This is a genomic window from Hansschlegelia zhihuaiae (assembly GCF_004103825.1).
In the GTDB taxonomy this organism is placed as follows: domain Bacteria; phylum Pseudomonadota; class Alphaproteobacteria; order Rhizobiales; family Methylopilaceae; genus Methylopila; species Methylopila zhihuaiae.
Genome location: NZ_RYFI01000003.1, coordinates 112722 through 131471, shown reverse-complemented (window position 1 = coordinate 131471; position 18750 = coordinate 112722). Strand labels below are relative to the sequence as shown.

Below are 18750 nucleotides of genomic sequence, written 5' to 3'. Positions count from 1 at the left end.
GTGACCGATATGACGACAGACAACGAGCAGGCGCGGGCCCGGACGGCGCAACGGATCGCGGCCGTGCGCGCCCGTTTCCTCGCCGGCCTCGGCGACCGGCTGGCGCAGCTCGCGGAGGCCGCGCACGCGGCCTCAGGGCCCGACGCCGCCGCCGCGGCCGCCGCCGGCGACAGCCTGCGTCTCGGCCTCCACAATCTGGCGGGCGCGTCTCCGACCCTCGGGCTGCTCGAGCTGGGTCGGCGCGCCGCTCAACTGGAGAAGCGCGTCATCGCCTCCCGCGTCGCCGGCGGCGGCTTGCCTTCCGACGCGTCCGGCGAGCTCGTTCGAGATATCCTCGCCTTGGTCGAGAGCCGCGACTGACGCGGTTGCGAATCGCTTTGGTTGCAATTTGAATCGATTGCGGCAGGATCGTGGCGCGGGGTCCGGCCCGGAGGCCGGCGGCCTTCGCTTGGGGGCAGGACGCCATGCGCGTCCCGGTCATGACCTTACTCGCGCTTTTGGGGACCGCCGCCGCGCCGCATGCGGCGGCCGCGGGCGCCTTCACGCTCGAACGCGGCGAGGTCAAAGCCTTCCTGACCGGCTATGTGATGTCCGGCGACGAGTATTTCGACCGAATGGGCAAGCGCCAGTCGCGCGGAAGATACGAGAAGCGGGAGCTCCAGGCCTTCGTGGAATATGGCGCGCTCGAGGGGTTGACCCTCTTCGGATCGACGGCCCTGCAGCGGATCGAGGCCAAGGACGGCGGCGTGCATGACCGCGAGGGGCTCGGGCGGTCCGAGGCCGGCGCCCGGGCGCGGCTCTGGTCGCAGGACGGCTGGATCGTCTCGGCGCAGGCCTCCGCCGTCATCGCCGGCGCGAAGAAGGGCTCGGGCCTCGCAGCCATCGGCGAGACCGACGACCAGGCCGACGTCCGAGGCCTCGTCGCGCGCAGCTTCGAAGTCTTCGGAAAGCCGGCCTTCCTCGATATGGGCGTGGGCTATCGGTGGCGGAGCGGCGACCCGGCGAACGAGATGAGGATCGACGTGACCTTGGGAATCCGGCCGATCGAGCGCCTCCTGCTGCTCGTCCAGAACTTCAACCAGATCGGAACGGGGCGCTGGAAAGGCCCCTACGAGCTGAAGCAGCGGATCCACAAGCTCCAGGGCGCCGCGATCTTCGACCTGAACGAGAGGTGGTCGATCTTCGCCGCGGCCTTCTTCACCCCGGTCGGCCAGGACTGCCTCGACGAGCGCGGCGCGACGGTCGGGATCGGGCTCAGGTTCTGACGACGCCGTCCGGCATGAAGCCTTCGAAGATCATCTGGTCGGCGTAAAGCGCCGCATACGCCTGATCTTCGGGCGTGCGGACCGTCCAGGTCATCACCGGCAGGCCGGCGGCGCGCGCGAGCCGGATAGCCCGCCGGCCGACGTCGCGGACATGCCAGGACAAGAATTGGGGGCGGGTCAGAGGCCAGTGAAGGAGATTGCGGGCTTTGAAACGCTCGAAGCCGGAGAGACCCGCCCAATGCGGGTCGTCGTCCGCGAAGGCCTCGCCGACGATCCCGCGCGGCAGCCGCGGCGCCGAGGCAGCGATCGCCCGGACGGCGCGGGGATCGAAGGATTTGGCGGCGACCGGTCCGCCGCGCAGCCGGAGCCGGTCGGCCACGAGCCGCGCGAGCCGCATGTCGCCGTCGAAGTCGGACTTGATCTCGACCACAAGGGCCTGCCGGCCGCCGATCAGGTCAAGGCAGTCGTCGAGTGTCCAGATGCGGTCTGCAGTCTCGCGGAACACCACCTTGCGCAAGTCCTGGAGCGGCATTCCCGAGACGCGCCCGGTCGCCTCGGTCAGCCTGTCGAGCGTGGCGTCATGGAAGACGACGGCGTCGCCGTCTCCCGTCAGCTGGACGTCGATCTCGACCGACAGCCCGTGTTCCAGCGCCCGCGCCACGGCGCTGGGCGTGTTTTCGATCACGCCGAGCGACCTGTCGTGCAGGCCGCGATGGGCGATCGGGCGGGCCACCAACCAGTCGAGGGCGGCCATGGCCGGACATCACTCCAGTTCGATGACGGCCTCGACCTCGACGGCGGCGTCGAACGGCAGCGCCGCGACGCCGATCGCCGAGCGGGCGTGGCGGCCCTTGTCGCCCAGCACCTCGACCAGGAAGTCGGAGGCGCCGTTGATCACCTTGGGCTGGTCGCCGAAGTCGGGGCGGGAGGACACGAAGCCCGTGAGCTTCACGATCCGGGCGATCCGGTCGAGATCGCCGATCGCGGCGCGGGCCTGCGCCAGGATGTTGATCGCGCAGAGCTTGGCGGCGTCGCGCGCGGCCTCGATGTCGACGCCGTCGCCGAGATGGCCCTTCAGGGTGACCGCCCCGCCGGACAGCGGCAGCTGGCCCGAGACATAGAGCATCTTGCCTGAGATCACGGCCGGCACGTAATTCGCGGCCGGCGCGGGGGCGTCCGGCAGGTCGACGCCGAGTTCGGCCAGTCGCGCTTCGATGCGCCGCGTCATTGTCTTCTCCTCGATTATGCCTTGTCCCCGGACCGTGTGGCGCAGTTCCGGGCGGCCCGCAAGCGGGGTGGACAAGGGGCCGCGGACATTGCCTTTCGGGACGTTCGGCGCACATTGGGGAAGGATACGACACGAGGCACGATGCACTTGACCGGACTTCGCCCCTTCGCCCTTCCGGCGGCGCTCCTGGCCGCCACGGCGGCTGCGCTTCCCGCGGCCGCCCAGGTCACCCTGATCCCGCATCGGGCGATCTACGAGCTTCGCCTCAGCCAGGCGCGCGGCGGGGCCGGCTCGATCGACCAGGTCCGCGGGCGCATCGTCTACCAGTTCACCGGAGACGCCTGCGAAGGCTACGCGCTGAACTTCCGGCAGGTGACCGAGATCGGAAACGGCGAGGGCCAGACCAACGTCTCGGACCTGCGCTCCGAGACCTGGGAGGACGGGGCGGGCAAGAGCTTCCGCTTCCAGGCCCAGAACTTCCTCAACGACCAGCTCGACCGCGACACCGACGGCCGCGCCGAGCGCGCCGGCGACGCCGTGAAGGTCACGATCTCCAAGCCGAACCGGCTGTCGAACAGCTACGAGGCCCGGATGCTGTTCCCGACCGAGCACCTCGTGAAGATCATCGAAGCCGCGCGCGAGAAGCAGACGCTGCTGCAGGCCTCGGTCTATGACGGTTCGGAAGCGGGCGACAAAACGTTTGACACGCTCGCGGTCATCGGCAAGCCGGCCGACGCGCCGCCCGCCGGCCTCGAGGCGCCGGCCCGGCGCCCCGAGCTCGAGAAGGAGACCTACTGGCCGGTCGCCATCAGCTATTTCGAGCGCGGCAAGAAGACCGACGGCGAGCAGACCCCCGACTACCAGATGAGCTTCGACCTCTACGCCAACGGCATCAGCCGGGCGCTCAAGATCGACTACGGGGATTTCGTGATCGACGGGGACCTGAAGGAGCTCGAGATCATGAAGCCGACGCCCTGCAAGAAGTGAGCGTCTGGCGCTTCGCCGCGTCCCGGCCTTGAGCCCGGACTCATTCGGCTCGACGCCTAGAGGCTTGGTCGGACGGTAGGTCACTGTCTTGGCGCCGCAGCGCGCAATGGGTCCCGGCTCAAGGCCGGGACATCAGGTTGCGCTCACCTCTCCCGCGGCCGCCGCGCGAAGGCGCGGTCGACCGAATCTTGACCGAACCGCGCCCTGAGCTCGGAGACCGCCGTCTCGATCGCGTCGAGGCGCGCATGGCGGCGTTCGAGATCCGGCGGGTCGGCGTCCGACGCTGGGCCGAGCTCGGAGAGCGCGACGCCGATCAGCCGGAACGCCGTTCCGTCGATCTCCCTGGCGAGCAGCCGCCGGGCCGCCTCGAAGATCCGGCCCGCGAGCCTCGTCGGCGAGGGCAGGGCCTGGGCGCGGGTCCGCAGGCGAAACTCGTCGGTCTTGAGCTTCAGCGTGACGACCGAGCCCGAGATGCCGTCCTTGCGCATGCGCTCCGCGACCTTCTCGCAGAGCCGCCAGAGCCGCGCCTCGAGCGCCTCGGCGTCGCGGAGGTCGACGTCGAAGGTGGTCTCGGCCCCGACGCTCTTGCGCGCCCGGTCTGGCTCAACGCGCCTGGAATCCTGTCCGATCGCGAGGCGCGACAGGCGCAGGCCCTGCTCGCCGTAGCGCCGGGCGAGCTCGCGCGGCTCGGCACGCTGCAGGTCGCCGATCGTCCTCAGCCCGTCGCGTTCCAGCGTCGATGCGAAGGCCGGGCCGACGCCCCAGAGAAAGCCGACCGGCTTCGGCGCGAGGAAGGCCGGCGCCTCGTCGATCGAGAGCGCCGCGAAACCGCGCGGCTTGTCGATCTCGGAGGCGATCTTGGCCAGGAACTTGTTCGACGCCATGCCGACCGAGACCGTGATGCCGACGTCCCGCTCGACCTCGAGCGCGAAGCGCGCGAGCGCGACCGCGGGCGGGGCGCGATGCGTCCTCTCGGTGCCGGAAAGGTCGAGGAACGCCTCGTCGATCGACAGCGGCTCGACCAGCGGGGTCAGCGCCAGCATCCTGGCCTTCACGGCCCGGCTCGCCTCGACGTACTTTCCGAAGTTCGGCTTCACGATCACGGCGTCGGGGCAGAGCTTCAGCGCCTTGAACATCGGCATCGCCGAGCGGACGCCGCGGATGCGCGCGATGTAGCAGCAGGTCGAGACGACGCCGCGCTTGCCGCCGCCGACGATCACCGGCTTGTCGGCGAGGCTCGGGTCGTCGCGCTTCTCGATCGAGGCGAAAAAGGCGTCGCAATCGACATGAGCGACGGTCATCGCCCGGAGCTTCGGATGGCTCGCCATGCGCGGGCTGCCGCAGGCCCGGCAGCGCGGGCCGGGCGACTCGGTCAGGCAGTCGCGGCAGAAGGCGAGGGCGTCGGACATCCGGGCTTTCGAGGCGCGAAGCGCGTCTCGTCATTCTGCCCGCTTCGCCGCAGGCGGGACAGTCCGTCCGATCAAGCGGCCGCGTCATTGCTCCGGATGCGGGGCGCCGAACGCGGCCCGCGCGCGTCCCACCGCCTCGAGCGCGAGCCCTTCGGCCTCGGCGAACTCCGTCAGCAGCCGCTCGTCCGTCAGGATGTGGTCGAGCACTCCCGGCAAAAAGCCGGGCTCCCGCGCCGCCTCTCGGATCGTCGCCGGGTCCAGTCCGGACAGCGCGAGGAAGCGGCCGAGGCGTTCCGGATCGGCGGCCAGAAAGCCGAGAGCCCGGCCCGCGACGTCCTCCGCGGACGGCTCGATCACGGCGTGTCGTCTCATGTTGGGATGCGCCTTTCTTAACACATCTCGGCTAGGCTCGGTCCCGCTGAAAACAGGATCGCGGCGGCCCGAAAACGGTTAACGTTTTCCGTTAGGCCCCGTCTTCCCGGGCGGCTTTGGACTGCGTGCGTAGGCGGCGCAGAGGAGTGTAGGTCCTTCATGCCCAAGACCGTCCTCATCGTCGAGGATAACGAGCTCAATATGAAGCTCTTCCACGACCTTCTCGAAGCGCATGGCTACGCCACGATCGAGACCCGCAACGGCGTCGAGGCGCTGGAGCTCGCCCGCGCCCACCTGCCCGACCTGATCCTGATGGACATCCAGCTGCCGGAGGTCTCCGGCCTCGACGTCACCAAGTGGATCAAGGAGGACGAGCGCACCCGGGCGATCCCGGTGATCGCGGTCACGGCCTTCGCCATGAAGGGCGACGAGGAGCGCATCCGCGGCGGCGGCTGCGAGGCCTATCTGTCGAAGCCGATCTCCGTCCAGAAGTTCCTCGAAACCGTCAGACACTATCTCGGCGAAGGCTGACCGACCCGCATGACCGCCCGCATCCTCGTCGTCGACGACGTCGCCGCCAATGTGAAGCTGCTCGAAGATCGGCTCACAGCGGAGTATTTCGACGTCGTCACCGCGCCGGACGGCGCGACGGCTCTGGAGCTCTGCGCGCGCGCCCAGTGCGACATCGTCCTGCTCGACGTGATGATGCCGGGGATCGACGGCTTCGAGGTCTGCCGTAGGCTGAAGGCCGACCCGAAGACCCATCACATCCCGGTCGTCATCATCACCGCGCTCGACCAGCCGTCGGACCGGGTGAGGGGGCTCGAGGCCGGCGCCGACGACTTCCTGACGAAGCCGGCGTCGGATGTCGCGCTGTTTGCTCGCGTGCGTTCGCTCGCGCGCCTCAAGATGCTCGGCGACGAGTTGCGGCTGCGCGCCCAGACCACGCGCGAGATCGGCATGTCGGACGCGCTGATGGAGGCGGTCTCCGACACCGGCGAGCATGGCCGGGTCCTGCTGGTCGACGACCGCGAACTCTCGTCGGCCCGCATCCGCGACGCGCTCGCCGCGACCCAGTCGGTCGACGTCGAGGTCGAGCCGCACGAGGCGCTGTTCCGCGCGGCCGACGGCGATTACGACGTCGCCGTGGTCAGCCTCTCGCTCGAGAATTTCGACGCGCTGAGGCTCTGCGCGCAAATCCGGTCGCTCGAGCGCACCCGCATGCTGCCGATCCTGCTGATCGCCGACCCCGAGCAGCACTCCCGCGTCCTGCGCGGGCTCGAGGTGGGCGTGACCGACTATCTGATGCGCCCGATCGACGCCAACGAACTCGTGGCCCGCGTGAGGACCCAGGTGCGCCGGCGGCGCTACACCGAGCGGCTGCGCGCGAACCTGCAGACCTCGATGGAGCTCGCGATCACCGACGGGCTCACGGGGCTGCACAATCGCCGTTACATGGAGATGCATCTCCAGGCGCTGCTCGACCAGGCGGCGAGCCGCGACCGGCCGCTCTCCGCGCTCGTGGTCGACATCGACTTCTTCAAGAAGGTCAATGACATCCATGGCCACGACGCGGGCGACGACGTGCTGCGCGAGTTCTCGCGACGGCTGAAAGCCAGCGTGCGTGGGATCGATCTCGCCGTCCGGCTCGGCGGCGAGGAGTTCGTGGTGGTGATGCCGGAGACCGACGGCGCGGTGGCCCGCATCGTCGCAGAACGCATCCGCACAAAGACCGCCGCCGCGCCGTTCCAGATCCGCGGCGGCGAGGCGACGCTCGAGGTGACGGTCTCGGTCGGCGTCGCGAGCTTCCTCGGCGCCGAGGACGACGCCGGCGCCCTGCTCAAGCGCGCCGACGTCGCGCTCTATCGCGCCAAGACGGACGGCCGCAACCGCGTGGCGGCGGACGCTGCCTAGGGGTCTCACTGATCAAATCGGGCCATGAGCGGAACGGCGGCGAAGGGACTTGCCGCGGCGGTTCGGCCGTGCGCTTTTGACGCCGGACCACCCTGCGCCCGATCGAAGTCGGCGTCGCGTTTTTTCGGATCGGCCGCAGTCGCGCCTCGAAGGCGGCGCGCGGAACGCGCGCGGTCCGAAAGTCGTGGGGGGCAATCAATGATGGCGATGCGAACGACGACGCTCGCGGCGGCGGCCGCGGCGACGTGGACGATGCTGGCCACTCCGGTGGTCGCGGTCGAACGCACGAATGCGACGATCAAGGGCCAGAAGGCAGTCGTCTTCAAATGGCGCGACAGCGCAGGCCGGTTCCGGTCGGTCGCGTTGAAGCGCGAAGGGGCCGGCAATTCCGGCCATGGCGGCTACGCCATCCGGATGACGTATAATTATCTCGATTCGACCGGCGCGAAGCGGACCGTGACGGCGGACGCGCCGAAAGACGACGGCTTCGGCTACTTCGTCTCGCACGAGCGCTACCGCAAGTTCACCGATGGCGAGTCGAACACGATTGCGGGCAAGATCTTCGGCAAGGACGACTCGCCGCTCGGCCGCGGCTTCGCGGTGACCGGCAGGGTCGGGGCGGACGGCAAGAAGTTCAAGAGCTACCGCTTCAAGACCGTCTATCCGCGCTACGGCGCCAAGGCGCCGGGCGGAATCGACGACAACACCGGCGACGACCAGCCGCCGCTCGGGCTCTCGCAGAGCCTGTTCCAGCTCTACGAACTGCCGGTCACGATTACCTGGTCGTTCCAGGACGGCCGCGATCACCCGCGCATCCAGACCGTCGTCGACCTCAGTCGGATCCCCGGGCCGGACCTCGTGAGCTTCGACCTGCGCGGACCCTACGGCAAGCTGGACTTCAACGCCGGCTCCGGCGCCATCACCCGCGTGGTCTGGGGCGACGCCGCCTATCACTTCACCACCACGTCGCCGACGCTGACCCGCAACTCGACCTGGACCTGGAACGCGGCCAATGACGAGTCGCGCTACACGGCGCTGATCGCCGGCCAGTTCGAGATGGGGCTGTTCGAGCCGCAGCCGGTCGCCGGCACCAAGATCAATGACGGGTTCGCGTTCGGGCGCGGCCAGACCGACGCCACCCACGACGCCGCAGGCGCCGGCTGCGGGGGACAGGCGTTGCCGTGCGACTGGGAATGGCCGTACCAGTCCGCTCAATACGAATTGCCCTACGACAATCCCAACGGGGTGACGACCTCCGAGAAGATCGCCTGGGGATCGACGGCCTATTACGGCATGAGCCTCGGCTCGACCTATGACGGCACGCGGTCGGTCCCGTTCAACGGCTTTCCGACGAACAGGAAGCTGAGCTACAGCGTCTGCGTGGTGCTGGGCCAGACGGTCGCCGGAAGCCTCACCCGCTTCGACGCCTCGGGCGGCGGCGACTACAACTGCGCCCGGGTCGACTAGGGACGCTTCGAGCCGGCCGCTCCGCGCCGCCATGCCGGACGCGGACGGGCGTCGACGACTGACCGGGATCGTCGCGTTCGACGCGCCAAGTCGTCGACGTCCGCTTCCCGCGTGCGTGACCCGCCGAAAACAAAAAAGGCGCTCCGGACGAAGCGCCTTTTGATCAGGCCCGGACGACGAAGATCACTTGATCTTCGTCTCCTTGAAGTCGACGTGCTTGCGCGCGACCGGGTCGTACTTCTTCAGCACCATCTTCTCGGTCTTGGTGCGGGAGTTCTTGCTGGTCACGTAGAAGAAGCCGGTGTCGGCCGTGCTCAGCAGCTTGATCTTGATGTTGGCGGCCTTCGCCATGACGAATTCCTCGAACGGGCGGACGCTTCGCCCGCAGTCTGATTGAAGCCGCGCAACCTACTGACGCGCGGCCGCCTGTCAAGGCTGCGCCACGGCTTTGCCGCGCGACGCGGCGAGAATGGCGTAAGCGCCGAGCATCAGCGCGATCATCGCGGGGGCGCCGTGGGGGTTCCAGAGGTCCATGCCGACGCCGAGCGCCGGCGGGCCGACCAGCATGCCGGAGGCGTACATCATCACGAAGGCGGCGTTGGCGGTGGCGAGGTCGACGCCGGTGAAACGCTCGCCGAGCATCGCGAGGCCGACCGTGTAGAGGCCCGAGATCACGCTGCCCCAGACGGTCGCGAGCGCGAAATACGCGACCACGGAGCCGTTGGTGAGCGGGATCGCGGCCGCGCCCAGGGCGCAGCCGGCGCCGATCAGAATGAGCAGGCGGCGGCGGTCCATCCGGTCGGAGAGCAGGCCGAGCGGGATCTGCGAGACGACGTTGCCGAGCGCGACCGCCGATCCGATCAGGGCGGCCGTGTCCGCGTCGAGCCCGGTGCGCACGCCGTAGAGCGGCAAGAACGTGAAGGCGCCCGTCTCGATGGCGCCGAAGGTGAAGCCGGCGAGCGTCGCCACCGGCGCGAGGCGAAGGAAGAACAGGACGCCGCGACCCGGCTGCGGCGGGTCGATGTTCGGCGCCGTGGCGCCGAACACCAGGATCGGCGCCACCGCCACCACGAACAGCGCCGCGCCGACGAGATAGGGCAGGAGGCCCGTCGTCCCGGTCGCCACCAGGACCGCCGGGCCGGCCGCGAAGCCGAGCGAAAGCGCGGTGACATAGGCCCCCATCACGAGGCCGCGCGACTGGGGCGGCGCGAGCGACGTGATCCAGAACTCCGACAGCACGAACATCGCGCCGAGGCTGACGCCGAGCAGGAAGCGCAGCGGGAACCAGGCCCACAGCGGGTCGACCAGCGCGAAGCCGATCATGGTCGCGGCGCCGAGAACGAGGGCCGCGAACAGCAGCGGCCGGACCCCGATCATCGACGCGACCCGCGGAATCAGCGGCGTCGCGACCAGCACCGCGATCCCGCCCATCGCGGTGTTGGCGCCGATGAACGAGCCCGACGCGCCGCGCGCCTCCATGGCGAAGGCCAGCAGCGGCACCGACAGCGCGAGGCTCACCCCCGCAAGCGTGATGCAGGCGATGGCGGCGACGATGCCGCGGGTCCGGTCGGACGTCGGGGAGGGGGCGGCGGCGGAGGTCATGCGGGGGAGTCGAGAGCACGGCCGGCGGCTCCGCGCCAGCCCCAAAAGCGCAAAGCTCAGATCAACTCCCGCACGCCCGACGAGCCCTTGGGGTAGAACGGCACGGGGAAATCCTGCTCGAGCCCAACGTCGAGCCGCTCCGCGAGATCGCGCAGCACCGCCGCGGTGATGGCAGGCAGGTCGAGCTTGCGGGCGTCGTCGAGCGTCACCCAGACGACCTCGACGAGCTCCGCGTCCGGCGTCACGACGCCCTCGCGCCGGGCGCCGATCGCGCTTGCGTCGGCGGCGAAGAAGCGGGCGTCGAAGCGGCGCGGGCGGCCCGTTGGGGTGATGGCGCGGGCGATCAGCGTCAGCCCTTCGAGCGACGGAAAGACGCCGGCCTCGGCGAAGCCGTCCCAGGTCGAGCCGGGCGACCCGAACGGGCCGGCCTCGCGGTCGCCGACCAGGATGCCGGTCTCCTCGGCGAGCTCGCGGATCGCCGCGAGGCCGTAGGCGCGGGCGCGCGTGACCGACGGACGACGGACGCGGTGCTGCAGCCTGCGCTCGACATGGGCGGGATAGACGCCCGCCACATTGACCTTGCCGTCCTCTGGCTCGACCCGGCCGCCGGGAAACACGAACTTGCCCGGCATGAAGCGGACGGCGTCGTGCCGCCGACCCATCAGCACCTTGGGCGAGCCGTCCGACTGGTCGAGCAGGATCAGCGTGCCGGCGTCGCGGATGGGCTGCCGCGCAGGGTTCGGCGCGCCGGCGCCTCCGGCAGTCTCGGGGGCCGCGCTCATCCCTGGCCGTCGGGCCTGAGGCCGCCGTCCGGCAGTGCGTCAGGATCGTCGCCGCCGAAGCCGTGCATGCGCAGCGCCCATTGCAGGCCGACCAGCGCGCCCTTCACGGGCGGCAGCAGCCCGAGCGACAGGATGACGGTCAAAGGCAGCCAGACCGCGAGATGCAGCCAGACCGGAGGCTGGTAAGCGACCTCCACCGCGAGCAGCCCGCCGATCACCACATGGGCGACAATCGTGATGACGACGTAAGGAGGCGCGTCGTCGGCGCGCTCGTGGTGGAGTTCCTCGCCGCATGCGGCGCAGACCGGCGACACCTTGAGATAGGCGCGGAACAGCTTGCCTTCGCCGCAGGCGGGGCAACGGCAGAAGAAGCCGCGCGTTAGCGAGCGCAGGATGGGACGGGCGGGCTCGGCCGGAGCCGGTGCGTAATCGACGCTCATCGGCGACCCTTCTTGGCGTTCTTCGCCTTGGCGGCCTTGCTTCTAGCCGGGCGGGACGCCGATTTCGAGGCGGCAGACGTCGCGGAGGCGCGCCGCAGTCCGCGCTTGCCGCGACCGGCGGGTTTGCCCGGCCGTCCCTCGGACAGCATCTCGAAGCGCAGCGCTCCCGCGACGGGCGCGGCCTCCACGAGCTTCACGTCGACATGGTCGCCGAGCCTGTAGCTCTCCCCGGTCCGCGTCCCGATCAGCGCGCGCGCCGCCTCGTCATGGGCGTAATAGTCGGAGCCCAGAGTGCTGGCCGGCACGAAGCCGTCGGCGCCCGTCTCGTCGAGCTTCACGAACAGGCCGGAGCGCGTGACGCCCGCGATCCGGCCCGTGAAGCTCGCGCCAACGCGGTCGAACAGGAAATGCGCGATCAGCCGGTCGACGGTCTCGCGCTCGGCCGCCATGGCGCGGCGTTCGGACGCCGAGATGCGCGCGCCGATCTCGTTGAGCTGCTCGACGGTGGCGCTCTCGGGTAGGCCGTCGCTCCCGAGGTCGAGCGCCCGGATCAATGCGCGGTGCACGATCAGGTCAGCGTAGCGGCGGATCGGCGAGGTGAAATGCGCGTAGCGGCGCAGATTGAGGCCGAAATGGCCGTAATTCTCGGCCGTGTATTCCGCCTGCGCCTGGGTGCGCAGCACGACCTCGTTGACGAGGCTCGCAGAGTCCTGGCCGTCGACGCGCGCGAGGATGCGGTTGAAATGCGCAGGGCGGAGATTGCCGGACTTCGGAAGCTCGATGTCGAGCGTCTTCAAGAGCTCCCGCAGCGCCTCGAGCTTCTCGAGCGATGGCGCGTCGTGAACGCGATAGACGAGCGGCGTGCGCTTCGCCTCCAGCGCCTCGGCCGCCGCGACGTTCGCCTGAATCATGAACTCCTCGATCAGGCGGTGGGCGTCCAGGCGGGGTGGGATGACGACGCGGTCCACCGTCCCGTCCGCCTTCAGCACGAGCTTGCGCTCGGGGAGATCGAGGTCGAGCGGCCCCCGCCCGTCGCGCGCGGCCTTCAGCGCCGCATAGGCGGCCCAGAGCGGCTTCAGGATCGGCTCGAGCAGCGGCCCGGTCGCATCGTCCGGCGCGCCGTCGATCGCCGACTGCGCCTGGGCGTAGGAGAGCTTCGCGGCCGAGTGCATCATCACGCGATGGAAGGACTGGCGAAGCTTCCGTCCGTCCCTGTCGAAGATCATGCGGACGGCGAGGGCAGGACGGCTCTCGCCTTCGCGCAGGGAACAGAGATTGTTGGAGATGCGCTCGGGCAGCATCGGCACGACGCGGTCCGGGAAATAGACCGAATTGCCGCGGTCGAGGGCTTCGCGGTCGAGCGCCGAGCCCGGACGGACGTAAGAGGCGACGTCGGCGATCGCGACCGTCACGACATGCCCGCCCGGGTTGTCGGGGCTGTGGTCCGGCTCGGCGTGGACGGCGTCGTCATGGTCCTTGGCGTCCGGGGGGTCGATCGTGACGAGCGGCAGCTTCCGCCAGTCCTCCCGCCCCTTCATCGCGGCCGGCTTCGCGGCCTCGGCCTCGGCGAGCGCCTCGCGCGAGAAGACGTGCGGGATGGCGTGGACGTGGATCGCGATCAGGCTCACGGCCTTCTCGGTCGTGAGCGAGCCGAGTTTCTCCCGCACCCGCGCGGAGGGCAGGCCGTAATGCTTGCGCGACTTGAGAAGGTCGGCGGCGATCAGGTCGCCGTCCTTCGCGCCGTCGGCGTCCTCGGCGGCGATCTGGAGCTCGCGGCCGGCGTTGCGCTTGTCGACCGGCGCAAGCCGCCCGGAACCGTCGGGCAAGGCGCGGAACACGCCGATCACCCTTGCGGCCTGCTTCGACAGGATCTTGATCACTCGTCCCTGATGCGTCGGCCCGCCAGACTCGAATTCGTCGAGGGGCTCTACGCGGATAAGCGCCCGGTCTCCCACACCGGGCGCGACGTCGGGCTTGCGGCCTCGCGAGGAGGTCAGGACGAGAATCTTTGGCGCCGACCCCGAATGGTCTTCGTCCCATTCCGCGGGCTGCGCGATCAATTCCCCGTCGGGGTCGCGGCCGACGATGTCGGCGAGCGTCACATGCGGCAGGTGGCCGGCCTGGCCAAGCCGTTTCCCACGGCGGTCCACCGCGCCCTCACGCTCGAGCTCGGCGAGCATCCGCTTCAGCTCGACGCGGTCGGAGCCTTTCACCTGGAAGGCGCGCGCGATCTCGCGCTTGCCCGCCTTGCCGCCTTCCTGCGCGATGAAGGCCACGAGATCGTCTCGCGACGGCAGGCCGTGGCCGGTCGGCTTGGGCGCGGTCGCGAGAGGTCTCGGTTTGCGTGGCAATGTCGGTTCTCACCCGGGGAGGTTCGTTGTGCGCGACGTCATCCTCTGACCGGAGGATCCAAGCCGGTCCCTGTGCTCTACGCCGAACATGGGTCCTCCGGTCAAGCCGGAGGACGAGCCTTAGCCTGTCGCGACGCAGCCGGTCACTCGGCGGCCCTTGCGGACGGCTTCTTCGCAGCTGACTTTTTCGCCGGCGCTTTCTTGGTCGACGCCTTCTTCGGCGGCGCCTTGGCCGCGAGTTTGCGCGCGGGCTTCTTGCCCCCGCCCTGCGCGGCTTTGGCGTCGACGATCTTCACCGCCTCGTCGAGCGTCAGCGCCTCCGGGTCAACGCCCTTGGGCAGCGTGGCGTTGACCTTGCCGTGCTTGACATAGGGGCCATAGCGGCCGGCGTGGACCGTGACCGGACCGCCTTCGGGGTGGTCCCCGAGCGTCCGTCCGGCGGGCGCGCCGCCGCGGCCGCCGCCGCGCTTGGCGAGCTTGTCGGCGATCGCCGCGACCGCGCGGTTCAGGCCAACCGAGAACACCTCGTCGGCCGACTCCAGATTGGCGTAGAGCCCATCATGAGAGACGTAGGGTCCGTAGCGGCCGATATTGGCCTCGATCGGCTTGCCGGTTTCGGGATGCTGGCCGACGAGCCGCGGCAGCGACAGAAGCTTGAGCGCAGCCTCGAGATCGAGCTCCGCGGCGGACCAGCCGCGCGGAATCGTGGCGCGTTTCGGCTTCTCCTTCTCGACCGGCTCGCCGAGCTGAACATAGGCGCCAAAGCGCCCGTCGCGCAGCGTGACGTCCAAGCCGGTCTCCGGATCCTTGCCCAGCACCTTCACGCCGTCCGGCCCGGTCGCCGAACCTTCCTCGCCGTTCAGCTCCGCGCCCAGCGGCCGCGTGAAGCGGCACTCCGGATAGTTCGAGCAGCCGATGAAGGATCCGTATTTGCCGAGCTTGAGCGAGAGCTGGCCGGTCCCGCAGGTCGGGCAGACGCGCGGATCCGAGCCATCCGGCTTGGCGGGGAAGACGTAAGGTCCGAGAATCTCGTTCAGCGCGTCCAGAACCTCGGCGACACGGAGCTCCTTGGTGGCGTCGACCGCCCCGATGAAGTCCTTCCAGAAGCGCCGGAGAACCTCCTTCCAGTCGAGCTCGTGGTTGGAGATCTTGTCGAGCTGCTCCTCGAGCGCCGCCGTGAAGTCATATTCGACATAGCGGTTGAAGAAGCTCTCGAGAAACGCCGTCACCAGCCGGCCCTTGTCGTCCGGCACGAGCCGCTTCTTGTCGAGCTTGACGTAGTCGCGGTCGCGCAGCACCGCGAGCGTCGCGGCGTAGGTGGAGGGTCGGCCGATGCCGAGCTCCTCCATGCGCTTCACCAGCGCGGCCTCGGTGTAGCGGGGCGGCGGCTCGGTGAAATGCTGGGTCGAGGCGACCGGGCCGAGGCGCTTCAGCGGCTCGCCGGCGGACATTTGGGGCAGCCGGCCGTCCTCGTCCTCGCCGTCGTCGTCGCGGCCCTCCTGATAGAGCTTCAGGAAGCCGTCGAAGGTCACGACCGTGCCGGTGGCGCGGAGTTCGATCGGCCGGCCGGCGCCGGTCGCCGAGATGTCGACGGTGGTGCGTTCGACCTCGGCCGACTCCATCTGACTCGCGACGGTGCGCTTCCAGATCAGCTCGTAGAGCCGCGCCTGGTCGTCGTCGAGCCGGCGCGCCATCTCGGCCGGCGAGCGGCGCGGATCGGTCGGCCGGACGGCCTCATGGGCCTCCTGGGCGTTCTTCGCCTTGACCGAATATTTGCGCGGCGCCTCCGGCACATAGCGGCTTCCGTAGTCGGAGCCCACCAGCGTCCGCACGGCCTGGACCGCGCCCGGGTCCATGTCGACGCCGTCGGTCCGCATATAGGTGATGAGGCCGACGGTCTCGCCGCCGAGGTCGATGCCCTCGTAGAGCCGCTGCGCGATCTGCATCGTGCGGTTCGGCGCGAAGCCGAGCTTGCGCGACGCCTCCTGCTGAAGCGTCGAGGTGGTGAAGGGCGGAGGCGGGTTGCGTCGGCCTGGCTTGGCCTCGACCGAGGCGACGCCGAGCGTCGAGGCTTCGATCGCCTGCTTGAGCGCAGTCGCGGTCGTCTCGTCGGGCACGTCGAGCCGGCCGAGCTTCTTGCCGTCGGCGGACGAGATCCGCGCCTCGAACTCCTCGCCGCGGGGCGTCGCGAGCTTCGCGGTCAGCGACCAGTATTCGCGTGGGACGAAGCGCTCGATCTCCATCTCGCGGTCGCAGACGAGCCGGAGCGCCACCGACTGCACGCGGCCTGCCGAGCGCGCGCCGGGAAGCTTGCGCCACAGCACGGGCGAGAGTGTGAAGCCGACGAGATAGTCGAGCGCGCGGCGGGCCAGATAGGCGTCCACCAGCGCGACGTCGATCTCGCGTGGGCGCTTCATCGCGTCGAGCACGGCCTGCTTGGTGATGGCGTTGAAGACGACGCGCTCGACCGGCTGGTCCTTGATCGCTTTCTTGGCGCGCAGCACCTCGAGCACATGCCAGGAGATCGCCTCGCCCTCGCGGTCCGGGTCGGTCGCGAGAATCAGTCTGTCGGCGCTTTTGACGGCGCGGGCGATCTCGTTGAGACGCTGGTTGGCCTTGCCCTCGACCTCCCAGATCATCCGGAAGTCGTCCTCGGGATCGACCGATCCGTCCTTGGCGGGCAGGTCGCGGACGTGGCCGTAGGACGCCACGACCTCATAGTCCGGACCAAGATATTTGTTGATCGTCTTCGCCTTCGCGGGCGATTCGACGATGACGAGGCTGTGCATCGAATGGGGGCCTTTCGCCTGCCGTGTTGCCTGCGGCGGCGGGCGGAAAATGGGAGAGCGACCGAAGCCTGTCAAATCATCGCTCGTCGCCGGCGCGAGCGGAGTCGTGGCCGTTGGTCCAAGAGCCGGCTTTGCGTGGGTACAATCTTTGGTTTATATAGTGTTTTTATCACACTAAAGAGGTGCGCGGAGCGTGGCAAGCGGACCAAACGGCGCTCGGGGCGACTCGGAGCGTTCTTCGCGCGAGGAGGTGGCGGCCTATGTGGCGGCGATCAGCCGCGACCTTCGTGACATCTCCCGCCGCAACGGCCTCGTGACGCTCGGCTATCTGCTCGACATGGCGCAGCTCGAGGCCGACCTCGCCGCGCGCGGCCGCGACGTCGAGGGCAGGCGGCGGTCAGAGCCAGGGGTCGACCTCGCGTAGCGCGACGGCGCCGCCCGGCCGCCGTTCGAGGCGGCCCGCAAGCTCGAGCTCGAGCAGCACCACCTGGGCGGAGCGCGCCTCCACGCGGGCCTGCCGGACGAGATCGTCGACAGCGGCCGGGGAGGGGCCGAGAAGCTCCAGGATGCGGGCGCGGTCGTCGTCTCCCGGCGTGATCGGCGCGAAACCCGCCGTCGCGGCCTGCGCGAAGGAGATCGGCTGGGGCCGAGGCGCTTCGCGGTCGACCAGCGGCGACAACGCCTCGATGACGTGGTCGGAGCGGGTGACGAGCGTCGCGCCCTCGCGCAGCAGGGCGTTCGATCCCTCGCAGCGCGGATCGAGCGGCGAACCGGGCGCCGCCATCACCTCGCGGCCGAGCTCGGTCGCGAGCCGCGCCGTGATCAGCGAGCCGGAGCGCATCGCCGCCTCGACAACGACGACGCCGAGCGCGAGGCCCGCAATGACCCGGTTGCGGCGCGGGAAGTCGCGGCCGCGCGGCTGCCAGCCCATCGGCATCTCCGAGACCAGCGCGCCCTCCTCGACGATCCGGCTCGCCAGATCGGCGTGCTCGGGCGGATAGACGCAGTCGAGCCCGCCCGCGAACACCGCGACGGTGCCGGTCCCGACGGAGGCGTCGTGGGCCGCGGCGTCGATCCCGCGGGCGAGGCCGGACGCCACCACCCAGCCCGCGCCGCCGAGCTCATAGGCTAAGCGTCCCGCGAAGCTGCGGCCCGCCGAGGAGGCGTTCCGGGCTCCGACGATCGCGACGACGGGACGCAGAAAGACGGAGGCGTGTCCCGCGACCCCGAGCAGCGGCGGCGCGCCGTCGGCCGCGGCGAGCGCCGCCGGGTAGTCCGGCTCGCCGAGCGCGATCAGCCGGACGCCGCGGCGCTCGTTCTCGGCGATCTCGTCCTCGGCCTCCGCCTTACCGCAGACCCGGATCGGCCGTCCGCCGCGCCGCGCGAGCTCCGGCAGCGCCTCGAGCGCCGCGGCCGCCCCGCCGAAATGGTTGACCAGGCTGCGGAAGGTGCGGGGGCCGACATTCTCCGAGCGGATGAGCCGCAGCCAGGCCGTCCGCTGCTCCGGCGTCAGCCCTGCCATGCCGCGTCAGCTCCCGGTCTCGGCCGCGGTGGACTTCTGGCCGATGCGGCTTTCCTCGCCCGCCATCAGCCGCGCGATGTTTTCGTGGTGCAGCGCCCAGAGAGCGAGCGTGAGCGCGGCGAAGACGAGCGCCGGAACCAGTCCGACGAACAGCGCGAGCAACACGGGCGCGACGATGCTCGCGGCGAGCGCCGAGGCCGAGGAATAGCGGGTGAGCCAGGCGACCGCGATCCAGACGGCCGCGAAGGCGAGCCCGACCGGCCATGCGGCGCCGATGAGCGCGCCGAGATAGGTCGCGACGCCCTTGCCGCCCTTGAACCGCAGCCAGATCGGAAAGACGTGGCCCAGAAAGGCCGCGGCGCCGGCCGCGAGAGCGGGGATGTCTCCAAAGAAATGCCGCGCGACGAGGACCGCGACGGTCGCCTTCAGCATGTCGCCGAGCAGCGTCAGCGCCGCGAGCTCCTTGCGGCCGGTCCGCAACACATTGGTGGTGCCGATGTTGCCGGAGCCGATCTTGCGAAGGTCGCCCGCGCCCGCCGCGCGGGTCACGATGACGCCGAAGGGGATGGATCCGAGCAGGTAGCCGAGCAGGATCGAGACGAGGAGGGCGGTCGACATGGAG

Annotated in this window: 20 protein-coding genes; 7 read left to right on the top strand and 13 right to left on the bottom strand. The window is 69.9% G+C overall.

The features are described 5' to 3' along the window. Positions 1–9: 9 nt before the first annotated feature. The gene (locus tag EK403_RS04540; RefSeq protein WP_245479523.1) at positions 10–360 is read left to right on the top strand and encodes an Hpt domain-containing protein; all 351 of its coding nucleotides are present in this window, start codon (positions 10–12) and stop codon (positions 358–360) included. Positions 361–479: 119 nt separating this feature from the next. After that, the gene (locus tag EK403_RS04535) at positions 480–1265 is read left to right on the top strand and encodes a hypothetical protein (protein WP_128776469.1); all 786 of its coding nucleotides are present in this window, start codon (positions 480–482) and stop codon (positions 1263–1265) included. On the opposite strand, the gene EK403_RS04530 is transcribed toward EK403_RS04535, so the two are convergent. Both EK403_RS04530 and EK403_RS04525 read right to left on the bottom strand, forming a co-directional pair. Then, complete coding sequence (locus EK403_RS04530; protein WP_128776314.1) at positions 1255–2019, bottom strand: glycerophosphodiester phosphodiesterase family protein; 765 nt, start codon at positions 2017–2019, stop codon at positions 1255–1257. The genes EK403_RS04535 and EK403_RS04530 overlap by 11 nt on opposite strands. A 9-nt stretch (positions 2020–2028) precedes the next feature. Then, complete coding sequence (locus EK403_RS04525) at positions 2029–2493, bottom strand: RidA family protein (protein ID WP_128776313.1); 465 nt, start codon at positions 2491–2493, stop codon at positions 2029–2031. 147 nt (positions 2494–2640) lie between these two features. Between EK403_RS04525 and EK403_RS04520 the strand changes: the two genes are divergently transcribed. Further along, on the top strand, positions 2641–3480 hold the full coding sequence (locus tag EK403_RS04520; protein ID WP_245479503.1) for a cell envelope integrity EipB family protein: 840 nt from the start codon (positions 2641–2643) through the stop codon (positions 3478–3480). A gap of 143 nt (positions 3481–3623) precedes the next feature. Here EK403_RS04520 and EK403_RS04515 read toward each other — a convergent pair whose 3' ends face one another. Further along, complete coding sequence (locus EK403_RS04515) at positions 3624–4889, bottom strand: DNA polymerase IV (protein ID WP_128776311.1); 1266 nt, start codon at positions 4887–4889, stop codon at positions 3624–3626. Positions 4890–4973: 84 nt separating this feature from the next. Next, positions 4974–5261 carry a DUF3572 domain-containing protein gene (locus EK403_RS04510; RefSeq protein ID WP_128776310.1) on the bottom strand — a complete coding sequence of 96 codons (288 nt, stop codon included), beginning with the start codon at positions 5259–5261 and terminating at the stop codon, positions 4974–4976. A 159-nt stretch (positions 5262–5420) separates the two neighbouring features. Between EK403_RS04510 and EK403_RS04505 the strand changes: the two genes are divergently transcribed. Continuing rightward, a complete protein-coding gene (locus EK403_RS04505) occupies positions 5421–5792 on the top strand; it encodes a response regulator (protein ID WP_128776309.1) in 372 nt (123 codons plus the stop codon). 9 nt (positions 5793–5801) lie between these two features. Beyond that, positions 5802–7175 (top strand): PleD family two-component system response regulator, encoded by a 1374-nt coding sequence (locus tag EK403_RS04500; protein ID WP_128776308.1) that lies wholly within the window; start codon positions 5802–5804, stop codon positions 7173–7175. Positions 7176–7180: 5 nt separating this feature from the next. On the opposite strand, the gene EK403_RS04495 is transcribed toward EK403_RS04500, so the two are convergent. Further along, on the bottom strand, positions 7181–7438 hold the full coding sequence (locus tag EK403_RS04495; protein WP_128776307.1) for a hypothetical protein: 258 nt from the start codon (positions 7436–7438) through the stop codon (positions 7181–7183). Here EK403_RS04495 and EK403_RS04490 point away from each other — a divergent pair. Further along, complete coding sequence (locus EK403_RS04490) at positions 7428–8642, top strand: hypothetical protein (protein ID WP_128776306.1); 1215 nt, start codon at positions 7428–7430, stop codon at positions 8640–8642. The two genes, EK403_RS04495 and EK403_RS04490, sit on opposite strands and share 11 nt — an antisense overlap. Positions 8643–8825: 183 nt before the next feature. On the opposite strand, the gene rpmG is transcribed toward EK403_RS04490, so the two are convergent. From rpmG to topA, 6 genes are all read right to left on the bottom strand, one after another. Beyond that, positions 8826–8993: a 50S ribosomal protein L33 gene (rpmG, locus tag EK403_RS04485; protein ID WP_128776305.1), complete on the bottom strand. Its 168-nt coding sequence runs from the start codon at positions 8991–8993 to the stop codon at positions 8826–8828. A 78-nt stretch (positions 8994–9071) separates the two neighbouring features. Beyond that, the gene (locus EK403_RS04480; protein ID WP_128776304.1) at positions 9072–10244 is read right to left on the bottom strand and encodes an MFS transporter; all 1173 of its coding nucleotides are present in this window, start codon (positions 10242–10244) and stop codon (positions 9072–9074) included. 56 nt (positions 10245–10300) lie between these two features. Then, the gene (locus tag EK403_RS04475) at positions 10301–11026 is read right to left on the bottom strand and encodes an NUDIX hydrolase (RefSeq protein ID WP_128776303.1); all 726 of its coding nucleotides are present in this window, start codon (positions 11024–11026) and stop codon (positions 10301–10303) included. Beyond that, positions 11023–11466: a DUF983 domain-containing protein gene (locus tag EK403_RS04470; protein WP_128776302.1), complete on the bottom strand. Its 444-nt coding sequence runs from the start codon at positions 11464–11466 to the stop codon at positions 11023–11025. Before EK403_RS04470 ends, EK403_RS04475 begins: the two co-directional genes overlap by 4 nt. Beyond that, positions 11463–13817: a ribonuclease R gene (rnr, locus tag EK403_RS04465; protein WP_128776301.1), complete on the bottom strand. Its 2355-nt coding sequence runs from the start codon at positions 13815–13817 to the stop codon at positions 11463–11465. Before rnr ends, EK403_RS04470 begins: the two co-directional genes overlap by 4 nt. A gap of 143 nt (positions 13818–13960) precedes the next feature. After that, complete coding sequence (gene topA / locus EK403_RS04460) at positions 13961–16606, bottom strand: type I DNA topoisomerase (protein ID WP_128776300.1); 2646 nt, start codon at positions 16604–16606, stop codon at positions 13961–13963. Positions 16607–16799: 193 nt separating this feature from the next. On the opposite strand from topA, the gene EK403_RS04455 reads away from it, so the two are divergent. Further along, positions 16800–17030 carry a hypothetical protein gene (locus EK403_RS04455; protein ID WP_128776299.1) on the top strand — a complete coding sequence of 77 codons (231 nt, stop codon included), beginning with the start codon at positions 16800–16802 and terminating at the stop codon, positions 17028–17030. Here the strand turns inward: EK403_RS04455 and dprA are convergent. Beyond that, positions 17004–18128, bottom strand: a complete 1125-nt coding sequence (dprA, locus tag EK403_RS04450; protein ID WP_128776298.1) for a DNA-processing protein DprA — start codon at positions 18126–18128, stop codon at positions 17004–17006. The genes EK403_RS04455 and dprA overlap by 27 nt on opposite strands. A gap of 6 nt (positions 18129–18134) precedes the next feature. Next, positions 18135–18746, bottom strand: coding sequence for a glycerol-3-phosphate 1-O-acyltransferase PlsY (plsY, locus tag EK403_RS04445; protein ID WP_128776297.1), 612 nt, complete (start codon positions 18744–18746; stop codon positions 18135–18137). Positions 18747–18750: the final 4 nt, after the last annotated feature.